Annotated in this window: 13 protein-coding genes; 4 read left to right on the top strand and 9 right to left on the bottom strand. The window is 62.6% G+C overall.

Annotation, left to right across the window (positions count from 1 at the left end):
• Positions 1-64: 64 nt before the first annotated feature.
• From ACFYOW_RS48365 to ACFYOW_RS48350, 4 genes are read right to left on the bottom strand one after another with little or no spacing between them, the layout of a single operon-like run.
• Complete coding sequence (locus ACFYOW_RS48365; protein ID WP_387298761.1) at positions 65-307, bottom strand: NADPH-dependent FMN reductase; 243 nt, start codon at positions 305-307, stop codon at positions 65-67.
• Between the two features lie 25 nt (positions 308-332).
• Positions 333-983 carry an MBL fold metallo-hydrolase gene (locus tag ACFYOW_RS48360; RefSeq protein ID WP_387298759.1) on the bottom strand — a complete coding sequence of 217 codons (651 nt, stop codon included), beginning with the start codon at positions 981-983 and terminating at the stop codon, positions 333-335.
• A gap of 25 nt (positions 984-1008) precedes the next feature.
• Positions 1009-1647, bottom strand: a complete 639-nt coding sequence (locus ACFYOW_RS48355) for a hypothetical protein (protein ID WP_387298757.1) — start codon at positions 1645-1647, stop codon at positions 1009-1011.
• Positions 1620-3101 carry a questin oxidase family protein gene (locus ACFYOW_RS48350; protein ID WP_387298755.1) on the bottom strand — a complete coding sequence of 494 codons (1482 nt, stop codon included), beginning with the start codon at positions 3099-3101 and terminating at the stop codon, positions 1620-1622. Before ACFYOW_RS48350 ends, ACFYOW_RS48355 begins: the two co-directional genes overlap by 28 nt.
• A gap of 95 nt (positions 3102-3196) precedes the next feature.
• Between ACFYOW_RS48350 and ACFYOW_RS48345 the strand changes: the two genes are divergently transcribed.
• Entirely contained in the window at positions 3197-3706 is a 510-nt protein-coding gene (locus tag ACFYOW_RS48345; RefSeq protein ID WP_387298753.1) for a MarR family winged helix-turn-helix transcriptional regulator, read from the top strand.
• Positions 3707-3762: 56 nt separating this feature from the next.
• Here the strand turns inward: ACFYOW_RS48345 and ACFYOW_RS48340 are convergent, their stop codons facing one another.
• Both ACFYOW_RS48340 and ACFYOW_RS48335 read right to left on the bottom strand, forming a co-directional pair.
• Entirely contained in the window at positions 3763-7047 is a 3285-nt protein-coding gene (locus ACFYOW_RS48340; protein ID WP_387298751.1) for a protein kinase, read from the bottom strand.
• A gap of 343 nt (positions 7048-7390) precedes the next feature.
• Positions 7391-8017, bottom strand: a complete 627-nt coding sequence (locus tag ACFYOW_RS48335) for a tyrosine-type recombinase/integrase (protein ID WP_387298749.1) — start codon at positions 8015-8017, stop codon at positions 7391-7393.
• On the opposite strand from ACFYOW_RS48335, the gene ACFYOW_RS48330 reads away from it, so the two are divergent.
• Together ACFYOW_RS48330 and ACFYOW_RS48325 are read left to right on the top strand one after the other, a co-directional pair.
• A complete protein-coding gene (locus ACFYOW_RS48330; protein ID WP_387298747.1) occupies positions 7969-9402 on the top strand; it encodes an MFS transporter in 1434 nt (477 codons plus the stop codon). The two genes, ACFYOW_RS48335 and ACFYOW_RS48330, sit on opposite strands and share 49 nt — an antisense overlap.
• 1 nt (position 9403) lies before the next feature.
• The gene (locus ACFYOW_RS48325) at positions 9404-9724 is read left to right on the top strand and encodes a hypothetical protein (RefSeq protein WP_387298745.1); all 321 of its coding nucleotides are present in this window, start codon (positions 9404-9406) and stop codon (positions 9722-9724) included.
• Between the two features lie 425 nt (positions 9725-10149).
• Here ACFYOW_RS48325 and ACFYOW_RS48320 read toward each other — a convergent pair whose 3' ends face one another.
• Complete coding sequence (locus tag ACFYOW_RS48320; RefSeq protein ID WP_387298743.1) at positions 10150-10734, bottom strand: TIGR03086 family metal-binding protein; 585 nt, start codon at positions 10732-10734, stop codon at positions 10150-10152.
• A gap of 1036 nt (positions 10735-11770) precedes the next feature.
• Here ACFYOW_RS48320 and ACFYOW_RS48315 point away from each other — a divergent pair.
• Positions 11771-12817, top strand: coding sequence for an RNA polymerase subunit sigma-70 (locus tag ACFYOW_RS48315; protein ID WP_387298741.1), 1047 nt, complete (start codon positions 11771-11773; stop codon positions 12815-12817).
• A 490-nt stretch (positions 12818-13307) separates the two neighbouring features.
• On the opposite strand, the gene ACFYOW_RS48310 is transcribed toward ACFYOW_RS48315, so the two are convergent.
• Both ACFYOW_RS48310 and ACFYOW_RS48305 read right to left on the bottom strand, forming a co-directional pair.
• Entirely contained in the window at positions 13308-15092 is a 1785-nt protein-coding gene (locus ACFYOW_RS48310; protein ID WP_387298739.1) for a reverse transcriptase domain-containing protein, read from the bottom strand.
• A gap of 454 nt (positions 15093-15546) precedes the next feature.
• A protein-coding gene (locus tag ACFYOW_RS48305) for an IS5 family transposase (protein ID WP_387298737.1) occupies positions 15547-16316 on the bottom strand; the annotation gives its coding sequence in 2 pieces (ribosomal slippage) (positions 15547-15971 and positions 15971-16316; 771 coding nt in all).
• Between the last annotated feature and the right edge of the window lie 868 nt (positions 16317-17184).

Below are 17184 nucleotides of genomic sequence, written 5' to 3'. Positions count from 1 at the left end.
CCGATTCAACCTTAGACAAGTCGAATCATTGCAGTTCAGAGCACCTTTCGCCATTCCCGGGCCATCAGCAGCTCAACCAGCATGATTGGCCGAGGTTAGTGTGGCTCTTGGACGGTCCGCCGATTGCGGGCGGGACCGGCTCGTCGAGCAGGGGGAGTTGATAGTCCGAAAGATCGATCATCTCGATGGTGGTTAGGCCCGCCGCCGCAGACGGATGTCCTTGCAAGGTGTGGTGGATCCAGCGGCCGACTGCCGGGCCTCGGCGATTGGGACGGGTGCTGCCGATGATAACGGCGATTCTAGGCATTGGGGTTCCTTGGGATCTGCATCGCTCAACTCGCGAGGGGTAACAGGGTCGCGACACCGTGATCCAGCACATGGAACTGGGTGCCGACGGGCTTGAGAGCGCCGAATAGCTGGTAGTGCAGCTGCCGATGGATATCGGCAAGCCCGAGTTCGTGGACCGGGATGGCGATGTCGGGACTCACCGCGCGCAGGTAATCGACACTCTCGCTCACCTTCATCCACGGGCCACCGGCGGGAAGAAGCAGCACGGACACGGGGACCGGCGGCATGATGAATGCATCACCCGGGTGTAGCCGCGTGCCGTCAAGCAAGTATCCGGTGTTGGACGGGCACGACACCTCAGGATGAATGACCGCGTGGTCGCCGACAAACGCTCGAACCGTAATCCCGGCGATGGCGATCGGATCGCCGTGGGGCAATGTACGAGCAACCATGCCGTGCCGTAGCAGGTTCGCGGCTGTGCTCTTGTCTGCTATCAGCTCCGCGTCCGGATTCATACCGACCAACGCACGTAGTCGGGCGAGGTCGATATGGTCGGGATGGTTGTGCGTGATCAGCACGGCTGTCAGCTCGCGCAGCGTCTCGAAGCCGGTCGAGTACTTGCCCGGATCGAACAATATTCGGGCGCCGGAGAATTCGGCGAGCACACACGCATGGCCGAAATGAGTTAGACGCACGAGATCCTCCGTGGTATCTGATGGGTCATCGATCGCCCAGTATCACGTCGTAGTAGGCAGCTGCACCTGGGTACAGCGGAATCGGGGTGCGGCCCATCGCGATCGGGTCAAGTGGATAGGTCACCGGACTGCGTTCGGGCGGTATGTGCCGATACTGGTGCTTCCAGCGCAAAACGGGTCTCGCCCAAAACCCATGTAATCGCATGGGCGAGGTCGTTGGCATGTCAATCCTACTGAGCACGAGGAAATCACTGAAGTCGAGAGTTTCGAATTCGGGTCCACCCGGAAAGTAGCCTGCCGGGACCACAGCGGACGGCCACGATAACTCGTCGTTTAGTCCATCAAGGACGTGTCGTTCGACTGACAGAAACGTCAATTCGCTCGCGATCTCCTGCCATCCTGGAAGCATTACCGCCTCATGCAGGATGGCGTTAGCGTCGCCCGTACGGATCCGCTCCAGTGACGCGAAAGGACTGTCGTCGGCCAACAGAGAGCCGCCCCATTCCACGATTTCGATGCCAGCGCGGCTCAACATCTCGTGTCCGGCCAAACCCAATAGATTGTCGCCGTCGTGTGGAGCGGTCGCCACGGTCAGCGCAGGCTTGCTGTTACGCAGATCCTCGAACGTCGCTACTCCTAGCCTCGCGTCGACCGCGAACACCATCCGATCGCGTTGCGGCACAACGCCGAGCGCGCGCAGATCCGGGTAGGCCTCGGAGACGAACGGCGGTTAGCCATCGAGAGCAGCCGCGACGAAAGCGGCTGGAGTAACGATGGCAACGTCGACCCGGCCTCGGCCGACAGCACGCACGTTGCCCCCATGGCGTCACCGCTCCAGATTGCCGTTCTGGTATAGCTGCCACATAGTCGCGCCAGCTGCGTGGCAATCCAGCCGCATATGCGATGTGCGTTCGCGCCGCCGCCGTCACCGATCAGGTGCAGGGTAATCGAGCGATCGATGCGAGGCTGCGGTGGGCGGCCCGCCACCACAGCGTTCCGATGATCCGGGGCGCTCAAGGCCGCGGCCTTGGGATGCGCTCGTGCGCGGCATGCACTGCGGCGGCGTAGCGGGGGGTCAGGACGCAGCAAGTGCTCACGCAGACACGCTTCGGTGAACTTGATGACATGTTCGTCACCGTGCTCTGCAGCACGATGGGACAGTTCCTCCCACGGCAGGGTTTCAGTGTCCATCACGGTTTGGGCGACTTGGTCCTCACTTACCGCGTCGCCAGTGAAAAGTAGCAGCATGGACAAGTGAGTCTGCCACATGGCGACCATGGTCGATGGGTGTAGTTCAGCAGGAAGGTAAGGCAGCACCAGCCGGATCGCGGCAGGCGCAGTCACCCCATGCACGAGCGGGATGGGTGGCCGCGGGTGCGCAAGATAGATGACAGCGAACGTGGTGGTCATCTCCGACAGCAACAACTGTGGATCATGCTCGGCGAGTGTCGTCGGTCCTGCGATCAGGCCCGGGTGTTCGGCGATCTGCTCGCGCCGCAGCGCCGCCTGCTCTGGACTTTGCGGAAGCGGGATCCGCGGCAGCGCGGCGACCGCTTCTCCGACATCGAGGTGACCGGTGAGCCGGTCATGTTCCGGATAGCCGGCGACCTGTCGATATCGCGCCTCCCAATAAGCCAAACCGCGGGCCAGCTCGGTCAGCTGTGCTCGGCTAGGGGCGGACGTCGCCGCGAGGCTGCGAATGGCGTGGGCGGTTCGGATTAGGCCATGGGTGAGTTGGGAATACATGCCCGGGATCAGCCGCGGCCACCACCGCACCAGCACTTCTCGCCACGGCGCTTCGTCTAGCTCCAAACCGAACAGTTTCTCCCAGTCTCCTGCTCGCTCGAACGAACCGAGAGCGGGTAGCCAGGATTGTTCGTCTGCTCGGTCGAGCGCGAACCGGGGCTGAGGCGGCTCGTGGAACGGCATCTGAGCGCGATACCTGACGACCCAGGACGCGACCGCGTCGGTGTGTCCGAGCGCGGCGAGCGCCTCTGCGCCCATCGGGCCATGATTGGCCAGGTCTCTGTCTTCCGGGCCGCCACGCTCGTATCCCAGATCGTCCGTGCGTTCAAGTGCGTCGTTGACGGCGTCGTCGTAGTAGTCGGTCTTCGACAACGCTTTCACCTCTACGTTCGGCAATTAGTTCGCTTTTCCAAAGTGTATAGAGATACCGAACTATTTGGAAGTACGAACTTTGATAACATCGTCGTATGACGCATCGCTCGCCGTCGCCCGAGGAACTCGCGGCACTCAGCCACGTCCCGCTCATAGCCGCGTCCTTCCGCCACGCGCGCAACGACATGCCGGAGTCGCTGCGTGGGACGTTTCAGGAGTACGGCTTGGGTCCGCGTCACGGTGCGGTGATGGTCCAACTGCTGGCATGCCACACGGCAAGCGTGAGCGATCTGGCTCATCGACTGCATGTGTCCTTGTCCACCGCGAGCGAACTTACTGGCGATCTGAGTCGCGCCGGATTACTCACGCGCAACGAAGATCCGGCAAACAGGCGGCGGACCCTGGTTTCGGCGCCGGAGCACGTCCGCTCCATCTTCGAGGAGTTCCTCACTGTCCGTAGCGCCGCCCTATTGAAGGCTATCGCGCAACTCAGTTCACGAGACCGCGAAGGCTTTCTCGTGGGCCTGCGCGAATGGGCCGAGCAAGAAGAAGCCGCAATCACGGCCCGACACCGTCGCCCCTCCCCTGGTGCTCACAGACAGTAATGCGTCGACTGCAAGGGATAGGCATGTCCCTCTACTGCGCCGTACTGAGAGTGTGGTCAAGAACTTTCATGTTGAGCCTGGTCCACGATCCACGCTGCGATCTGCGCGCGGGATGAGAAGCCGAGTTTGCTCAGAATATGTTCAACATGCCCATCCGCCGTGCGTTGCGAGATCACCAATCTGTCGGCGATTTGTTTGTTTGTCAGTCCTTGGGCGATAAGATCGGCAACCTGCCGTTCACGTTTGGTCAATGTCGGTGCTGAAACGCGCGGGTTCGCGGTTGGCGTCTCTTCCAGAGCGTAGGCGACTGCATCGTTCATCCCCATGGCCTGGCCGCGCCGGAATGACGCATCGAATCGTCGGTCGCCGAGCAGCCGACGCACGACACGCTCACTCTCGTCGTGAGACCTGGACAGCTGTGGGAAGAAGATCGAAAAACCGGAGGTGGAGCGCAGCAGATTTTCCGCGGCACCCATCAGAACGGCCGCGCGCTGACCGTCGCCGCCGGCGACAGTCCAGGCCAGCCCTTCGAGGGCGACGGCCGCGAGAATAGGGCTGCGCGTGTGCCGGTTGGCTCGCAGCGACTCCCGCAACAACTGGTGTGCGTGGGACCGCTCGCCTTGGTGTTGTACGGCAATGCCCAACCCCCACAGGGACATCGACCGAAACAACGATTCGCCGCACGTCATGGTAATGGAAAGTATTTGCTCGTGACACACGATCGCTTGCCGTGTATTGCCCTGCAATGCATGTGCCCAACCGAGAAACACCAACGCACCAATATGAAGGTGTCCCCGCTGATTCGAGCTGAATATCTCGACGGCACGCTCGAAGCAGGAGATTGCGCGAGCAGGTTCGTCCCAGTACATCGCCAGAAAGCCCTCAGCGTAGGCGATCAACGCATCGTTCATGGGAGTGCGATCCTGCCGAGCGAGTGCGCGCCCTTCTTCGAGTAGTGCAGTTGCCGATTGAAGATCCCGTTGCGCCGCAGCCATGATGATGCTGGCATTAAGCGCCTTCACCCGATCGAGTATCGAACTTGAGCCGGGGTGGGCAAAGGCCCGGTCGAGCCAGCGTCGGCCTTCGCCCTGCTGCCCCCGAAAACTCCAGAACAAGAACAGCGCGCTGGCGGTGCGCAGTCCGGCTTCGGCGGATTCGGTGCTGTCTTCGGCGAGGCAGAATTCGAGCACCTCGCGGAAGTTCGGTTGTTCACGGTCGAGCCGGGCGAGCCAGTCAAGCTGCCGGTCGCTGATCCACCCTGCCTCCACATCCAATGCCAGTCGCTCATACCAGTCACGATGTCGGCGACGCAGATTTTGGTATTCGCCGATCTCGTGCAGCTTTTCCCGAGCGTAGTCGCGCATGGTCTCAAGCATCCGGAACCGCACAACGCCCTCGGGCTCCTCCCGGATCACAATCGACTTGTCCACCAGTGAAGACAGCGCATCGAGCAGCGTTCCAGACGCGAGGTCCGCACCACACACCTGCTCGGCGGCATCAAGCTCGAAGCCGCCCGCGAATACCGATAGCCGCGCCCAGATGCGTTGCTCGTCTGGTGTGCACAGCTGGTAGCTCCAGTCGATGCACCAACGCAGCGTCTGCTGTCGGGTCGGCGCGGTGCGACTACTGCGGGTGAGCAGCGCGTATCGGTCGGTGAGCCGCGCCAGGATCTGCTCGGGCGACATGGCGCGCATCCGAGCCGCGGCGAGTTCGATCGCCAGCGGTAACCCGTCGAGCCGGAAACAGATCCGGGCCACGATGGCCTTGTTGTCCTCGGAGAGTTCGAATCCCGGCACCACCGCGGCGGCGCGTTCGGCGAACAGGGTCACCGCGTCGTATTTCGGCAGTTCCCGAAAGGTCGGTTCGTGGTCGGGATCCGGGGCCGTCAGCGGCGGTACCCGTACCGTCACTTCCCCGGCGATATCGAGTGGCTCGCGGCTGGTGACGAGAATCCGCAGATTCGGACACGCCAGCAACAACGTCTCGACCAACTCCGCCGTGGCGGCCACCAATTGTTCGCAGTTGTCGAGAACCAGCAGCATTTCGCGCGAGTTCAGGTAGTGGACCAGGATATCGAGCAATGGCTGTTCGGACTGGTCGAGCGGCCCCAGTGTGGCCGCCACGATTTCGATCAGCAGTAACGGGTCGCGTACCTCGGCCAGCTCGATAACCCAGACGCCATCCGCGAAATGCCGTCGAGCATTAGACGCTGCCCGCAGCGCCAACCGGGTCTTGCCGACGCCACCGATCCCGGTCAATGTCACGAGGCGGTGGGTGGCCAGCAGATTCTTCACTTCTGCCATCTCGGCGCGGCGGTCGACGAAACTCGTCAATTCGAGCGGCAGATCACCGGTGCTGGTGCGACCCCCCATCCTCTGCGGCAGAGCCCACGACTGCGGCGAGTGCTCGCGCCGCCCGCCCTCCGATGTCCGCAACGCCATCTCGCCCACCTGATATCCGTGGCGCCGCTGCACGTGCTGGATGGCCGCGCCGACATCCGCCGGCGACGGCCGCTGCCCCGGATCCCGGCTCATCGCCAATTCCACCACAGCTGCAAGGTCGTCCGGGATTCCGCTCGCGCGTAGATCCGGCACCGGCTGGCTGGTGATCCGCAAAAACTGCGCCACCACCTGCTCACCACTACGCCGCTCGAACGCCGCATGCCCGGTGAGCGCGCAAAACAGCGTCGCACCCAGCCCGTAGACATCCGTGGCCGGTGTCGCGACATCGCCAGCGAGCACCTCCGGTGCGGTGAACGCCGGTGACGCGGTCAAGATGCCGGTGGCCGTGTGGAACCCGCCCGCGATCCGTGCGATACCGAAATCGGTCAACGCCGGCTCCCCGTAATCGGTGAGCAGGATGTTTCCCGGCTTCACGTCACGATGCACGATGCCGAGCCGATGTGCGCTCTCGAGCGCACCGGCGATCTTCACTCCGATCCACAGCACGGTCTGCACCGGCATCGGACCCTGCCGACGAACCCACGCATCCAGCGAATCCAACGGGTGATACGGCATCACCAGATAAGGCCGCCCGCTCGCGGTGACACCCACTTGGAGCACCGTAACGATGTTCGGATGCCCGGTCAGCCGACCCATCGCCTGCTGCTCGCGCAGGAACCGCGCCTTGTTGTCGGCGTCCAACGCAGCGGTCAGCACCTTCACCGCCACCGTGCGGTCCAACGCCACCTGTGTGCAGCGATACACCACACCGAAACCACCACGGCCGATCTCTTCGGCATCCTCGAACCCGGACGCGCTCAACTCCACCGCGACCGGCATGCTCACGTCACGGTGGGTCTGCGACGGATCATCGCCGACCATCAGCAGCGTGCGATCCACTCGGCATATGCACGGACACCGGACACCAGATGCTCACCCTTCCGACAACGCCTAGCGTATCGTCAATTACCGAGTACCGGCCGCTATCGCCTCGTGGGTTCTACAATCGCCTCTCCCGGGCCACCAGCCAGATGATTACGCCAATCGCCAACAGGGGGCTTGCGGAGAGGCGGATGCGGGGGCCAGCTCGCACGTTCGTTTGTGTCGGCTGCCAGGAGGAAGGGACCACTTCGAAACCGGTTTTGCCATGAGCATGGGTTCTGGCAGGCGACATTCGTTTGGGAAGCGGTACGGCTTTGCCTGCAGTTCGCGCGAACTGAGGTTCGGCAGGAATCCAAGGAGCTCACTGAATTTGGACGAGTTGATCCTTGGGTTCGTGCTCAACCCGGCGGGTAGTGATCCTCGGCCGGGGTTTGAGGGATCTGTCGAGGCAATGCAGTATCGGATCGCTCTGGTCTCGTCGATCGTCGAGGAAGGCGAGCAAGGTGTCGGGGGCGCGGTAGCGGCCGGGGCTGGTGTTGGGTGGTCGGATGCGAGCGAGAGCTTTCTCCTTGAGGGTCATGTCGGCGTGCAGGTAGGCGTGGGTGGATCCGGGGTCCTCGTGTCCGAGCCAGAGCGCGATGACCGAGGTATCGACCCCGGCGTGCAGCAGCGCCATCGCCGCCGAATGGCGCAGGGAATGAGGTGTGACTTTCTTCGTGGCGATGCTCGGGCAGGTGAGCGCGGCGCGGTTGGCGTGTTTTGTGAGTCTGATCCACAGGTCTTGAGCATTGCTCGTTTTCCGGCGAGATGGAGGCCTCGCCTTCGAGGTGGTTTCGAGACTGCAGCGGCGGATGAAATGGTCAGAGATGAAATTACCGCTCGCTGTGCGTCTTACTAATGACAGCGTGCCGCTAGTGGCCGTCTGTGATTGGAGGACCGATGTCGGTTTCAAGAAGTAAGAAGTCGGTGCAGGGATGGACCCTGGCACTGACGTCGGTGGCGTCGCTGATGGTGGCGCTGGATGGGCTTGTGGTCGCGACAGCCCTGGGGACGATTCGCGTCGACCTGCACGCGTCGATCGAGTCGTTGCAATGGACGGTGAATTCCTATGTTTTGACGCTGGCGGTGCTTTTGATGGCCGCTGCGGCCATTGGCGATCGGCTCGGACGTCGGCGGGTGTTCGTGGCGGGTCTCGCGATCTTCACGGCGTCCTCGGTGGCGTGCGCGTTGGCGACCACCGCGGACCTGTTGATCGCGGCACGCACAGTGCAGGGTATCGGCGGGGCGTTGGTGGTGCCGCTGACGCTATCGTTATTGAGTTCGGCGTTCCCGCCCGAGCAGCGAGCCAAAGCAATGGGTGTCTTCTCCGGAATCACTGGTCTGGCAGTCGCCGGCGGGCCGGTCGTGGGCGGAGCCATCGCCCAAGGACTCGATTGGCAGTGGATCTTCTGGATCAACGTGCCGATCGGAGTCGTACTCATCCCGCTGGTGATGGGTCGGATCGAAGAAAGCCACGGGCCCGACACCCGCTTGGATGTGGTCGGTTCATTGCTGTCGACGGGTGCGGGACTCGGCGTTGTGTGGGGGCTGGTGCGTGGTAATAGCGTCGGATGGGGCAGTGCCGAAGTAATAGGAACGCTGGTTGCGGGCGCAGTGCTGACGGTCTGCTTCGTGGCGTTGGAGATGCGCGCTCCTGCGGCGATGATGCCGATACGTCTGTTCCGATCCCGGGCGTTCTCGGCGGGCAACGCCGCGAACTTCGCGTTGTTCGCGTCGCTGTTCGGCACCGTGTTCTTCGCGGCGCAGTTCTTCCAGAGCGCGCAAGGTCAGGGGCCGATGTCGGCGGGGGTGCGGTTGATCGCGTGGACGGCCACGCTGTTCTTCGTCGCCCCTGTCGCGGGTGCGGCTGTTGAGCGTGTCGGTATCCGCCCGCTTGTCGTGTGTGGGTTGTTCATGCAAGCGGCGGGCTTGGCCTGGATCGCGTTGATTGCCGATACTGATGTGTCCTACACATCGTTCATAGCGCCGTTCATGGTCTCCGGTGCAGGGACGTCGATGGCAATGCCTGCCGTTCAGGCCGCCGTGATGAGTTCAGTCGGCGGCTCAGACATCGGTAAGGCATCTGCGGCGTTCAATATGCTGCGTCAGCTCGGCGCGGCCCTGGGAACCGCAATTGTTGTTGCGGTCTTCGCGGCCAAAGGCGGCTATGCATCCCCACATACCTTCGTCGAGGGGTTCCGTCCGGCCATCGCCGTAGCGGCCGCGATCGCGCTCGCAGGTTCGATTGCTGGGATCGGAATACCCGCGAATCGCCGTCCGGTGCCAGAGGTCGAGCCACCGCTCGACATGGTGATGGAAGCCGAGGCGGTGTGACATGAGCAGGTCGGTGGTGGTTTGCTATCAGACTCGTCCTGAGTCTGCAGCCGAAAACAAGAGGCTGGTAGAAGCGGTGTTTGCGGAGCTGGCGGAGGCTAAGCCCGATGGGTTGAGCTACCTCACATTCCAACTGTCCGACGGTGTGACGTTCGTGCACATCGCCATTGAAGAGCCCGATATACCGGTTTTGCCGGAACTGGCTGCGTTCCAAGAGTTCACCCGCGACATCACCGCCCGGGCGGTCCAACAGCCGACACCGACAGCGGCGACGCTGGTGGGTTCTTACCGGTTTTCTGTGGGTCCGGCCGGCCACCAGTAATTTGCAGCAGCAAGGAGCCCGACGCTTTCGTGACCCTGTCGAGTCGCTATACGTAGCGGGAGTCTATTCGACAGGAGTCACGAGAATGAATCTGGTCGACGGAACTGGGCCGATCAGGACCTACCGGCCCTTCGGCTTGCCCGTCCTCACCGACGACTCTGGTGCTGCGGTGGAAATTGCTCTGTTCCAGCTGTCGTGACTTTTCGCCTCGCCACGTTGCCTCAGATGGCGCACCGCGCCAGGTTGTCGTAGATCTTATTCAGAGTTAAACCTGAATAAGATCTACGAGCGCGGTGGCGGTCCGTTTGATTCAGCGTTGCGGTAGGTAATACCCGGCGGAAACGTCGACCGACCGACTGTCGAGGGGTGATTTCTATCCACCCACAAATCGTTTCGCCCGCCCGCATGTCGACCAACTGGCGGAGCTACCGAAGTCTACCTTGACGGCCGAAAAGTGCGAGTAGCCGCTCACCTGGTGCGGCCGTCATCGAGAATTCCAATGGCTTCCCGAACGCGTGGTCGGCGACACCTGCTTCGACCAGTCCCGGCGACACTCTCAGTAGAACCGATGCCAGATCGGCCGGGATGGGGCGATCGACCTTACATGCCTGGGCGATGTCCCAGGCATGTAAGACCATCTCTATTGCCGCGACGTGGGCGACAATCTTCCTGGGCAGTAGCCGATCCGCGACGTGACTCCACCGGTCAGTCTCCGGGATAGACGTCCACGCGACCAGCAGGTCGACAATTCTCCCGCGCAGCACTGCCACCGGATCCGCCGACGGATCGGCCTCCGGTTCGGAAACGTCGGCGGCCTCACGTCCCTGTGCCGCGAGCACATCGGTCAAGTACCCGAGGGTCACTCCCACATGCCGGAGCAACTGGTCGAGATTCCAGTCCGAGCACGGTGTTGGCGCCGACAGATCGGCGCCACGCACCAGCAGGATGCTCTGGAAGAAGTATCTGGTGGCGCTGCCCAGCAAGGACAGCTCATCGCTAGCGGGGTGCACAAGTCCACCTCGCCCCCTTTGGACTGAGAGCGTGGGCGGGTGTTGTGAATTCGTCCGGTAGGTGAGCAGGGAGGCACACACAGTAGAATCGCTGGATACTGCGAGGAGATTCCCCAGCACCCGGCACGGCCAGCAGCGCGGTCGCGACTCCCGATCCGAAGCCGCAACAGACTCGGGCCGCGATGGCCATTATGTCGGTAAGATCTGGGGTGGTCACGATGTTCTCCTCTTACAAGGTTTCGAGATAACCGGTGGGCGGAGCTACACCGGTTCGGTGGTGATCAGATCAGTTCGACGATCCAGTCGCCACTACTGTTCGACTGAACCGTCCTAATACAGACCTCCAGCGCTTCGAAAAATCACCGGGTGGGTCTATGGATTGCGAGCGCTGCCGAAGCATCGAGCAGATGCAGACCTACTACGCCGCCCTCTGAGCTGCCCGAGCCGATCGCCGAGCCAACCTCCCGTGCCACCTCGACTCCGATGAATTCGGTGCATCTCCTGCGTCACACATTGTGAAAGGAGACAACGTCTGATGAACCTCATACGAAGGACCGCAACGGCCACGGAAGTCTCGCACAAAATCGGCTGACCAAATGATGCCGCGGGGACTACCGAGCCCGGTATCAGGACCAACGAAGGTCAATGGGCTCGAATGCTCGACCCCAGCTGATGTCCGTGGCCATGAGAAAAGGCCATTATCAAGGCCTACGACGGCCTGGCCAACACCGAACAGACCCTGATCTTGATGAATCTCTACCCCCTCAAGAACGCCGGATGGGCTGGTCGACTGCAGTCAGACAACAGCGATATCGTCGCGGCGATGAGCCAGCTCAACGCCCGATAGACCGCGTGGTGCCGCTCGCTTCGCCTTCCAGGCGACACCCACTGGCCCTGCAACTCAACGTTTTGATCAGTCGATCCGTAGTCAATCCGGACCGGTCCGAATGGCATGACCCACGCAAGGACCGCCGACCGATGAATTCCGGTACCGCAAGTCGTCACACATACGTCGGAGTCTCATCGAAGGAGTCATATGGTGAAGGCGGTTCACAGATCAGCAGCGGTCGGCGACACCGATGTCTCAGCGGCGCTGTCCGGCAACGCGCTCGCTTTTGAGAAGCTTGCCCAGCGACACCGAGCAGAGCTTCATGTTCATTGCTATCGATTCATGGGCTCGACCGAGGACGCCGAGGATCTCGTTCAGGAGACCTTCCTGCGCGCTTGGGCCAAGCGCGACACATACCAGGGGACATCCACCTACCGCGCGTGGCTCTACGGAATAGCTACACACGCCTGCCTCGACGCTCTTCGGCGCCGGTCTCGCCGGGTGACGCCACCCGAAGTCACCGGCCCAGCCGATCCCCACGCCGATCCAGAATCGACTACCGACATAGCATGGCTCGAGCCTTATCCAGACCAGCTGCTCGACAACATCGTCGCCCACGGCGCGGAACCGGAAGCGAAGCTGATCAGCAAGGAAACGACCGAGTTGGTATTCATCGCGGCGATTCAGCACCTGCCGCCACGCCAACGAGCCGCGCTCATCCTGCGGGACGTCTTAGAATGGTCCACCAAAGAGACAGCCAAGTCACTGGACACCACACCGGCCGCTATCAACAGCGCTCTGCAACGAGCTCGGGAAACGCTCAAGCATCGCTGGACTCCCCGCGAAACCACCAACACTAATACCGCAAAGCTCATGACCGACACCGAGCGGTCGCTGGTCACCGGAATGGTCGATGCCTGGGAGCAGGCTGACACCACCGCTGTTGCTGCGCTGTTGAGTGCCGATGCCCGATTCGTGATGCCCCCCATCGAATCGTGGTACGACGGGCGCGAAGCGATTGTCACTTTCCTGGGCCAACACGCATTCGGACCGAGCATGCCCGGGCAGTTCCGTGCCATCCGTACCGGAGCCAACCGCCAACCGGCACTCGGTATCTACATCCGCGATGCCAACGACGACTACCGCCCCTTCGGTCTACTTGTCCTTACCATGAATTCCGGCGCAATCACGGAAATGGCTCTATTCCAAATTCCACGCCTCTTCTCACTCGCAGGCCTGCCGAAGACTGCGTGAAGGGCAGCCCCGCCGTGGCAGGTCAGTTATCGCGGCCGGGCCTTATCGACGAATACGTGTTCGTCGTGCACCCGCTCGATCGCGGCCACCGCTGGTGTGCTCACTTCGACGACCCGGCAGACCTGGCTCCTCCGCGACTGGCCGATAATGCCGTGGCACTTACCTACACCCCTGCCTGAACGAGGGACCAGGTTGTTCGCCGATGATCCAGGGGTCGAGGAACATCTTTGAGAAATCCGGCGCTTAAGCGCCGTGTCTCATGTCGTTGATTTCGCCAATTTCTTGTAGCAGGTCAGTGCCGCGGCGAGGGTGAGGAAGGCGAGGAAGTGTGTGGCTTTGCGGTCGTAGCGGATGTTGAGCCGGTGGTAGCCGGTCAGCCAGGACGATGGGTCGACCGCGCAGCGAGGTGCCAGCTGTGCTGGTCCTTTTCCGCGCGGTCTCCCGCCGAACCGGATTTGATGGTTTCCCGATCGTCCGGCTCTCCAGTGAACTACTGCGTGAGTGGTGCGGCTGGTTGCCCGGTATGGATGTGGCCGTGGCAGCTGGTGCAGACCACAAGGGTTTTGCGCCGCCGGTTCGCCATGGCTGTAATCCATTGGGGCTGAAGCGGTCCGGGTATTCCGAGTTCTGCGAGTTTGCGGATGTGGTGGACTTCGACCTCGCCCACGGTGCCGCAGAGTTCGCAGGTGTCCGCGAGGAGCCGGGTGAGGATCTCCTTGTGCGGGTAGTCGACCCGGATCGGCTGGTAGTCGATGACTTTCGCCGTTTTCTGCCGGTGCAGTGGTATGCCGCCGAACCGTGCGACCAGTGGTTGCCTGCCGTGTCGTTCGATGCGCGCTTCGAAGCAGGTGCGCGGCCCGTGTGGTGTCGTGAACTTGGCTTTGTGCTTGGCCGCCATCTTCGACATCGACGAGCGGTGCTTGGCTGCCAGGGTCTTGAGCATCGAGGTCTCCATGACCCAGCGCAATCGATGCAGCCGGTGAACATCCCCGGCGAGCAGGTAGTACTGGACAACGCCCCGGTAGATGGCCCCGAAGGTAGCGACGATGTTGTGGTCGCTGCCCTGGATCAGGGGCTTTTGCTTGGCGGGTTTGCCGCGGTGCAGGTAGGGGGCGGATTTGGCCTTGACCACGTCCTGGGGGACGCGAAGGGCGACTTGACCGTTGACTCGTCGGTAACGGCCGGTCTTCTTCGTGTCGTTGTGCTGGACGGTGATCTCGTAGCCGAGGAATCGTGCCGCGCCTGTGCGGGCGTGGGTGATCAGCGTTTTCTCTTGGGACAGTTCCAGTTTGAGGTCTTCGCGCAGGAACTGCGCCAACCGCTGCTTGATCTCCTCGGCCTCGGCCTTGGGTCCGGCGAACCCGAGCAGTTGATCATCTGCGTACCTGCAGTAACGCAACCGCCGATATCCCGGATCGTTCGGATCGGCGCTGGGCAGGCTGGTCATCTGCTGCCGCAGGAGCCGAGCTTGAGCCCGGTTCCCGCGCCGGCGGGCTGTCGCCAGCTGCGTCTGCAGTTTCAGGTAGGCAGGGTTGCGGGCCCTGCGCTCACCTCGGGTGTATTCCGGGATCAGAGTTTTCTCGACGAACTGATCAAGTTCATGCAGGTAGATGGAAGACAAGACCGGCGAGGCAACCCCGCCCTGGGGAGCCCCCGACAAGGTAGCGCCCCACTTCCAGTCCTCCAGGTATCCGGCTGTCAGCATGTTGCGCACCAACCGCAGAAACCTGTTGTCGTGGACACGATTCGACAAAATCTCGACCAACCGATCATGATCGAGCGAGCCGAAGCAGTCGGCGATGTCCGCCTCGATGAACCATGCGGTCCCGGCCCAGGTGTTGGCGATCTCCCGCAACGCGGTATGACAGCCCCGCCCCGGACGGAACCCATGAGACCGATCGGAGAATGTCGGCTCGTAGTAAGCCTCCAACAGCAGGCGAACTACTTCCCCGACAAGCTTGTCCGACCAGGTCGGCAACCCCAGAGCGCGGGTTTTTCCGCTGTTCTTCTTCGGGATGTGCACTCGACGGACCGGGCGGAATCGGTAGCGCTCGTGACGCATCGCATAGATGATGCGATCAATCCTCGCCCGGGACATGCCGTCCACGGTTTCCGGTGTGACCCCGGGCGTCATCGCACCATGGTTGGCATAGATGCTCCCGTAGGCCAGCAGATACAACTGCGGATTGAACAGTTGCCGATACAACTCCTCACACGGCAGTCCGCGCCTGCCGCGCTCACGCAGGACACCCAGCACCGTTGCGGCGCTCTGCATTTCGCATACCTCCCGAGCATCAAGTGTCCGATTCACCTGGCCCCCTTCGCCCTGTGGACGGCTTTCCCGTCCTCCCTGGCCGGGCGTGACTCCGGCGACTACTACGAGACCTCCGTCGCCATAGGACTCGCGTCCCGTAGGCGATCCCGCGTTCGTGCGTGTCGTACGTGCCAGCGTGACGTAGGCGCCCCATTCATCTCCTTGAATGTCCTCGCTGGACATCGCCTCGCACCCGGAGGTTGCGTCGGCCACCATAGACTCCGACGCAGGGCACGACACCGGTTTCAGCGGTCGTTTCCGGTGGATGAGAACTTGCATCGACTGGAGATTGGGATTCAGGCAATCCAGCTTTCGCCCTATCACGCGGGTCCCTCCGGCACCCCGTCCCTGACCGCTGGACCCGGTCGCCGGATTCTCTGGCATGCTCTTGTCCCGTTAGCCTTTCGGCATCAGGTCAGCCATTCGACCCAAGAACCTCCCTCCAGTTCCTCCCGGCTGTGCCGGGGATACGACACGCCGCTTTCGCGGCGCACATCGTGCGCTCGATGACCCACCGATGACGGCCGAGCCGCTCCGAGGACTCGATGCCCTTGCGGGCGACGCGGACGCCGATGCCCCTGTCTCGTACCCATCGCCGCAGCTCGGCAGCATCGTAGGCCTTGTCGGCGTGCAGCTTGCCGGGCTTGCGCCGACGCAGACCGCGCCGCGACCGCACGGCGGGCATCGCCTTCACGAGTGGTTTGAGGGCTTCGGCATCGTTGGTGTTGGCCGCCGAAACACCCACGGAAAGAGGAAGTCCCGCGCGATCGGACAAAACGTGGATCTTCGAGCCTGCCTTACCGCGATCGACCGGACTCGGACCGGTCATAGGTCCCCCTTCTTCGCCCGCACCGACGCCGCGTCGATCACCGCCCGCGACCAGTCGATCAAGCCTTGGCTGCCCAGCTCGTCGAGCACCGTGCGGTGTAATCGCCGCCACAGCCCAGCCTCGGTCCACACGCTGAACCGGCGATGCGCAGTCGGCACCGTCACACCGAACGACGGTGGCAGCATCCGCCACGCGCAACCACTGGTCAGCACGAACACCACCGCGGTGAACACCGCGCGCTCCTCGACCGGGGCCGTACCGCCACCCTGCGGGCGCACGGCGAACTCCGGCAGCAACGGCTCGGCGAGAGCCCACAACTCATCCGGCACAAGACGTTTCGACAACTCATCGACCACGAGTCGAACATCATGCGGCACAACTCATTCCGACACGCCGCAAAGGAATTACAACCACGTAAGACACGGTCTTAGCGCGACTTTTCTCGTCACTGGACCTTCTGCCGGAAACTCCGGCTAGGTGGTCGAAGTGCCGGTCCGTCAAACTGTCGCCGACATCGACGGCCACCGCCGCGTCGACACCCTCGTCGGCCGCGCGCCCGCTGAGGCGTGGCATCAGATTTCGGCCCGGCCCCGCGTGCGCGACGAAGCCGAATACGACTGGGTATGGGCAACCCTGCCGTCCTCCGGCGAGGTCCCCGGTCGGCTACGTGTGCACACTGTTGGCCCGCCGATCCCTCGACGACCCCGACGATATCGCCTACTACCTGTGCTTTCACTCCGCCACCGTCGAGCGAGAGCAAATTGTGGCTGTGGCCGGAACCAGGTGCGCGATGAAGGAATAATTCTCCAAGCCGCCAAGGATCAATGCGGACTGGACCACTACCAGGTCCGCCGCTACGACAGTTGGTACCGCCATATCACCCTGGCATGCTCGCCCGCGCCTTCCTGGCCGTCACCGCCGCCACCGACCCAAAAGCCCACGCGGGCTGGGCCCGATCACAGTCGCCGACCTCCGCCGTCTGCTGGCGGTGATCATGCACTCCGCCCGCACCCTCACCCACGCCCTGCCCGCCACCCGCTGGCGCCGCCGCCACCAAGCACACGCGAGAAAACTCCGCTGCCACCGAAAACGCATGCAACACATCGAAATACGACTGTCGTGCTAGTGCTGCGTTCCTTGATGATCATGTATCTTGTTGTGGGTCTTGTTGGTTCGGGTGTCTTGGGGTGGGTTCTGCCGAAGGTGCTGGTCGCGCGTCCTGCG

Origin of the sequence: Nocardia sp. NPDC006982, from assembly GCF_042869435.1 — a bacterium.
GTDB lineage: Bacteria > Actinomycetota > Actinomycetes > Mycobacteriales > Mycobacteriaceae > Nocardia.
This window is presented reverse-complemented; position numbering and strand designations above follow the sequence as displayed.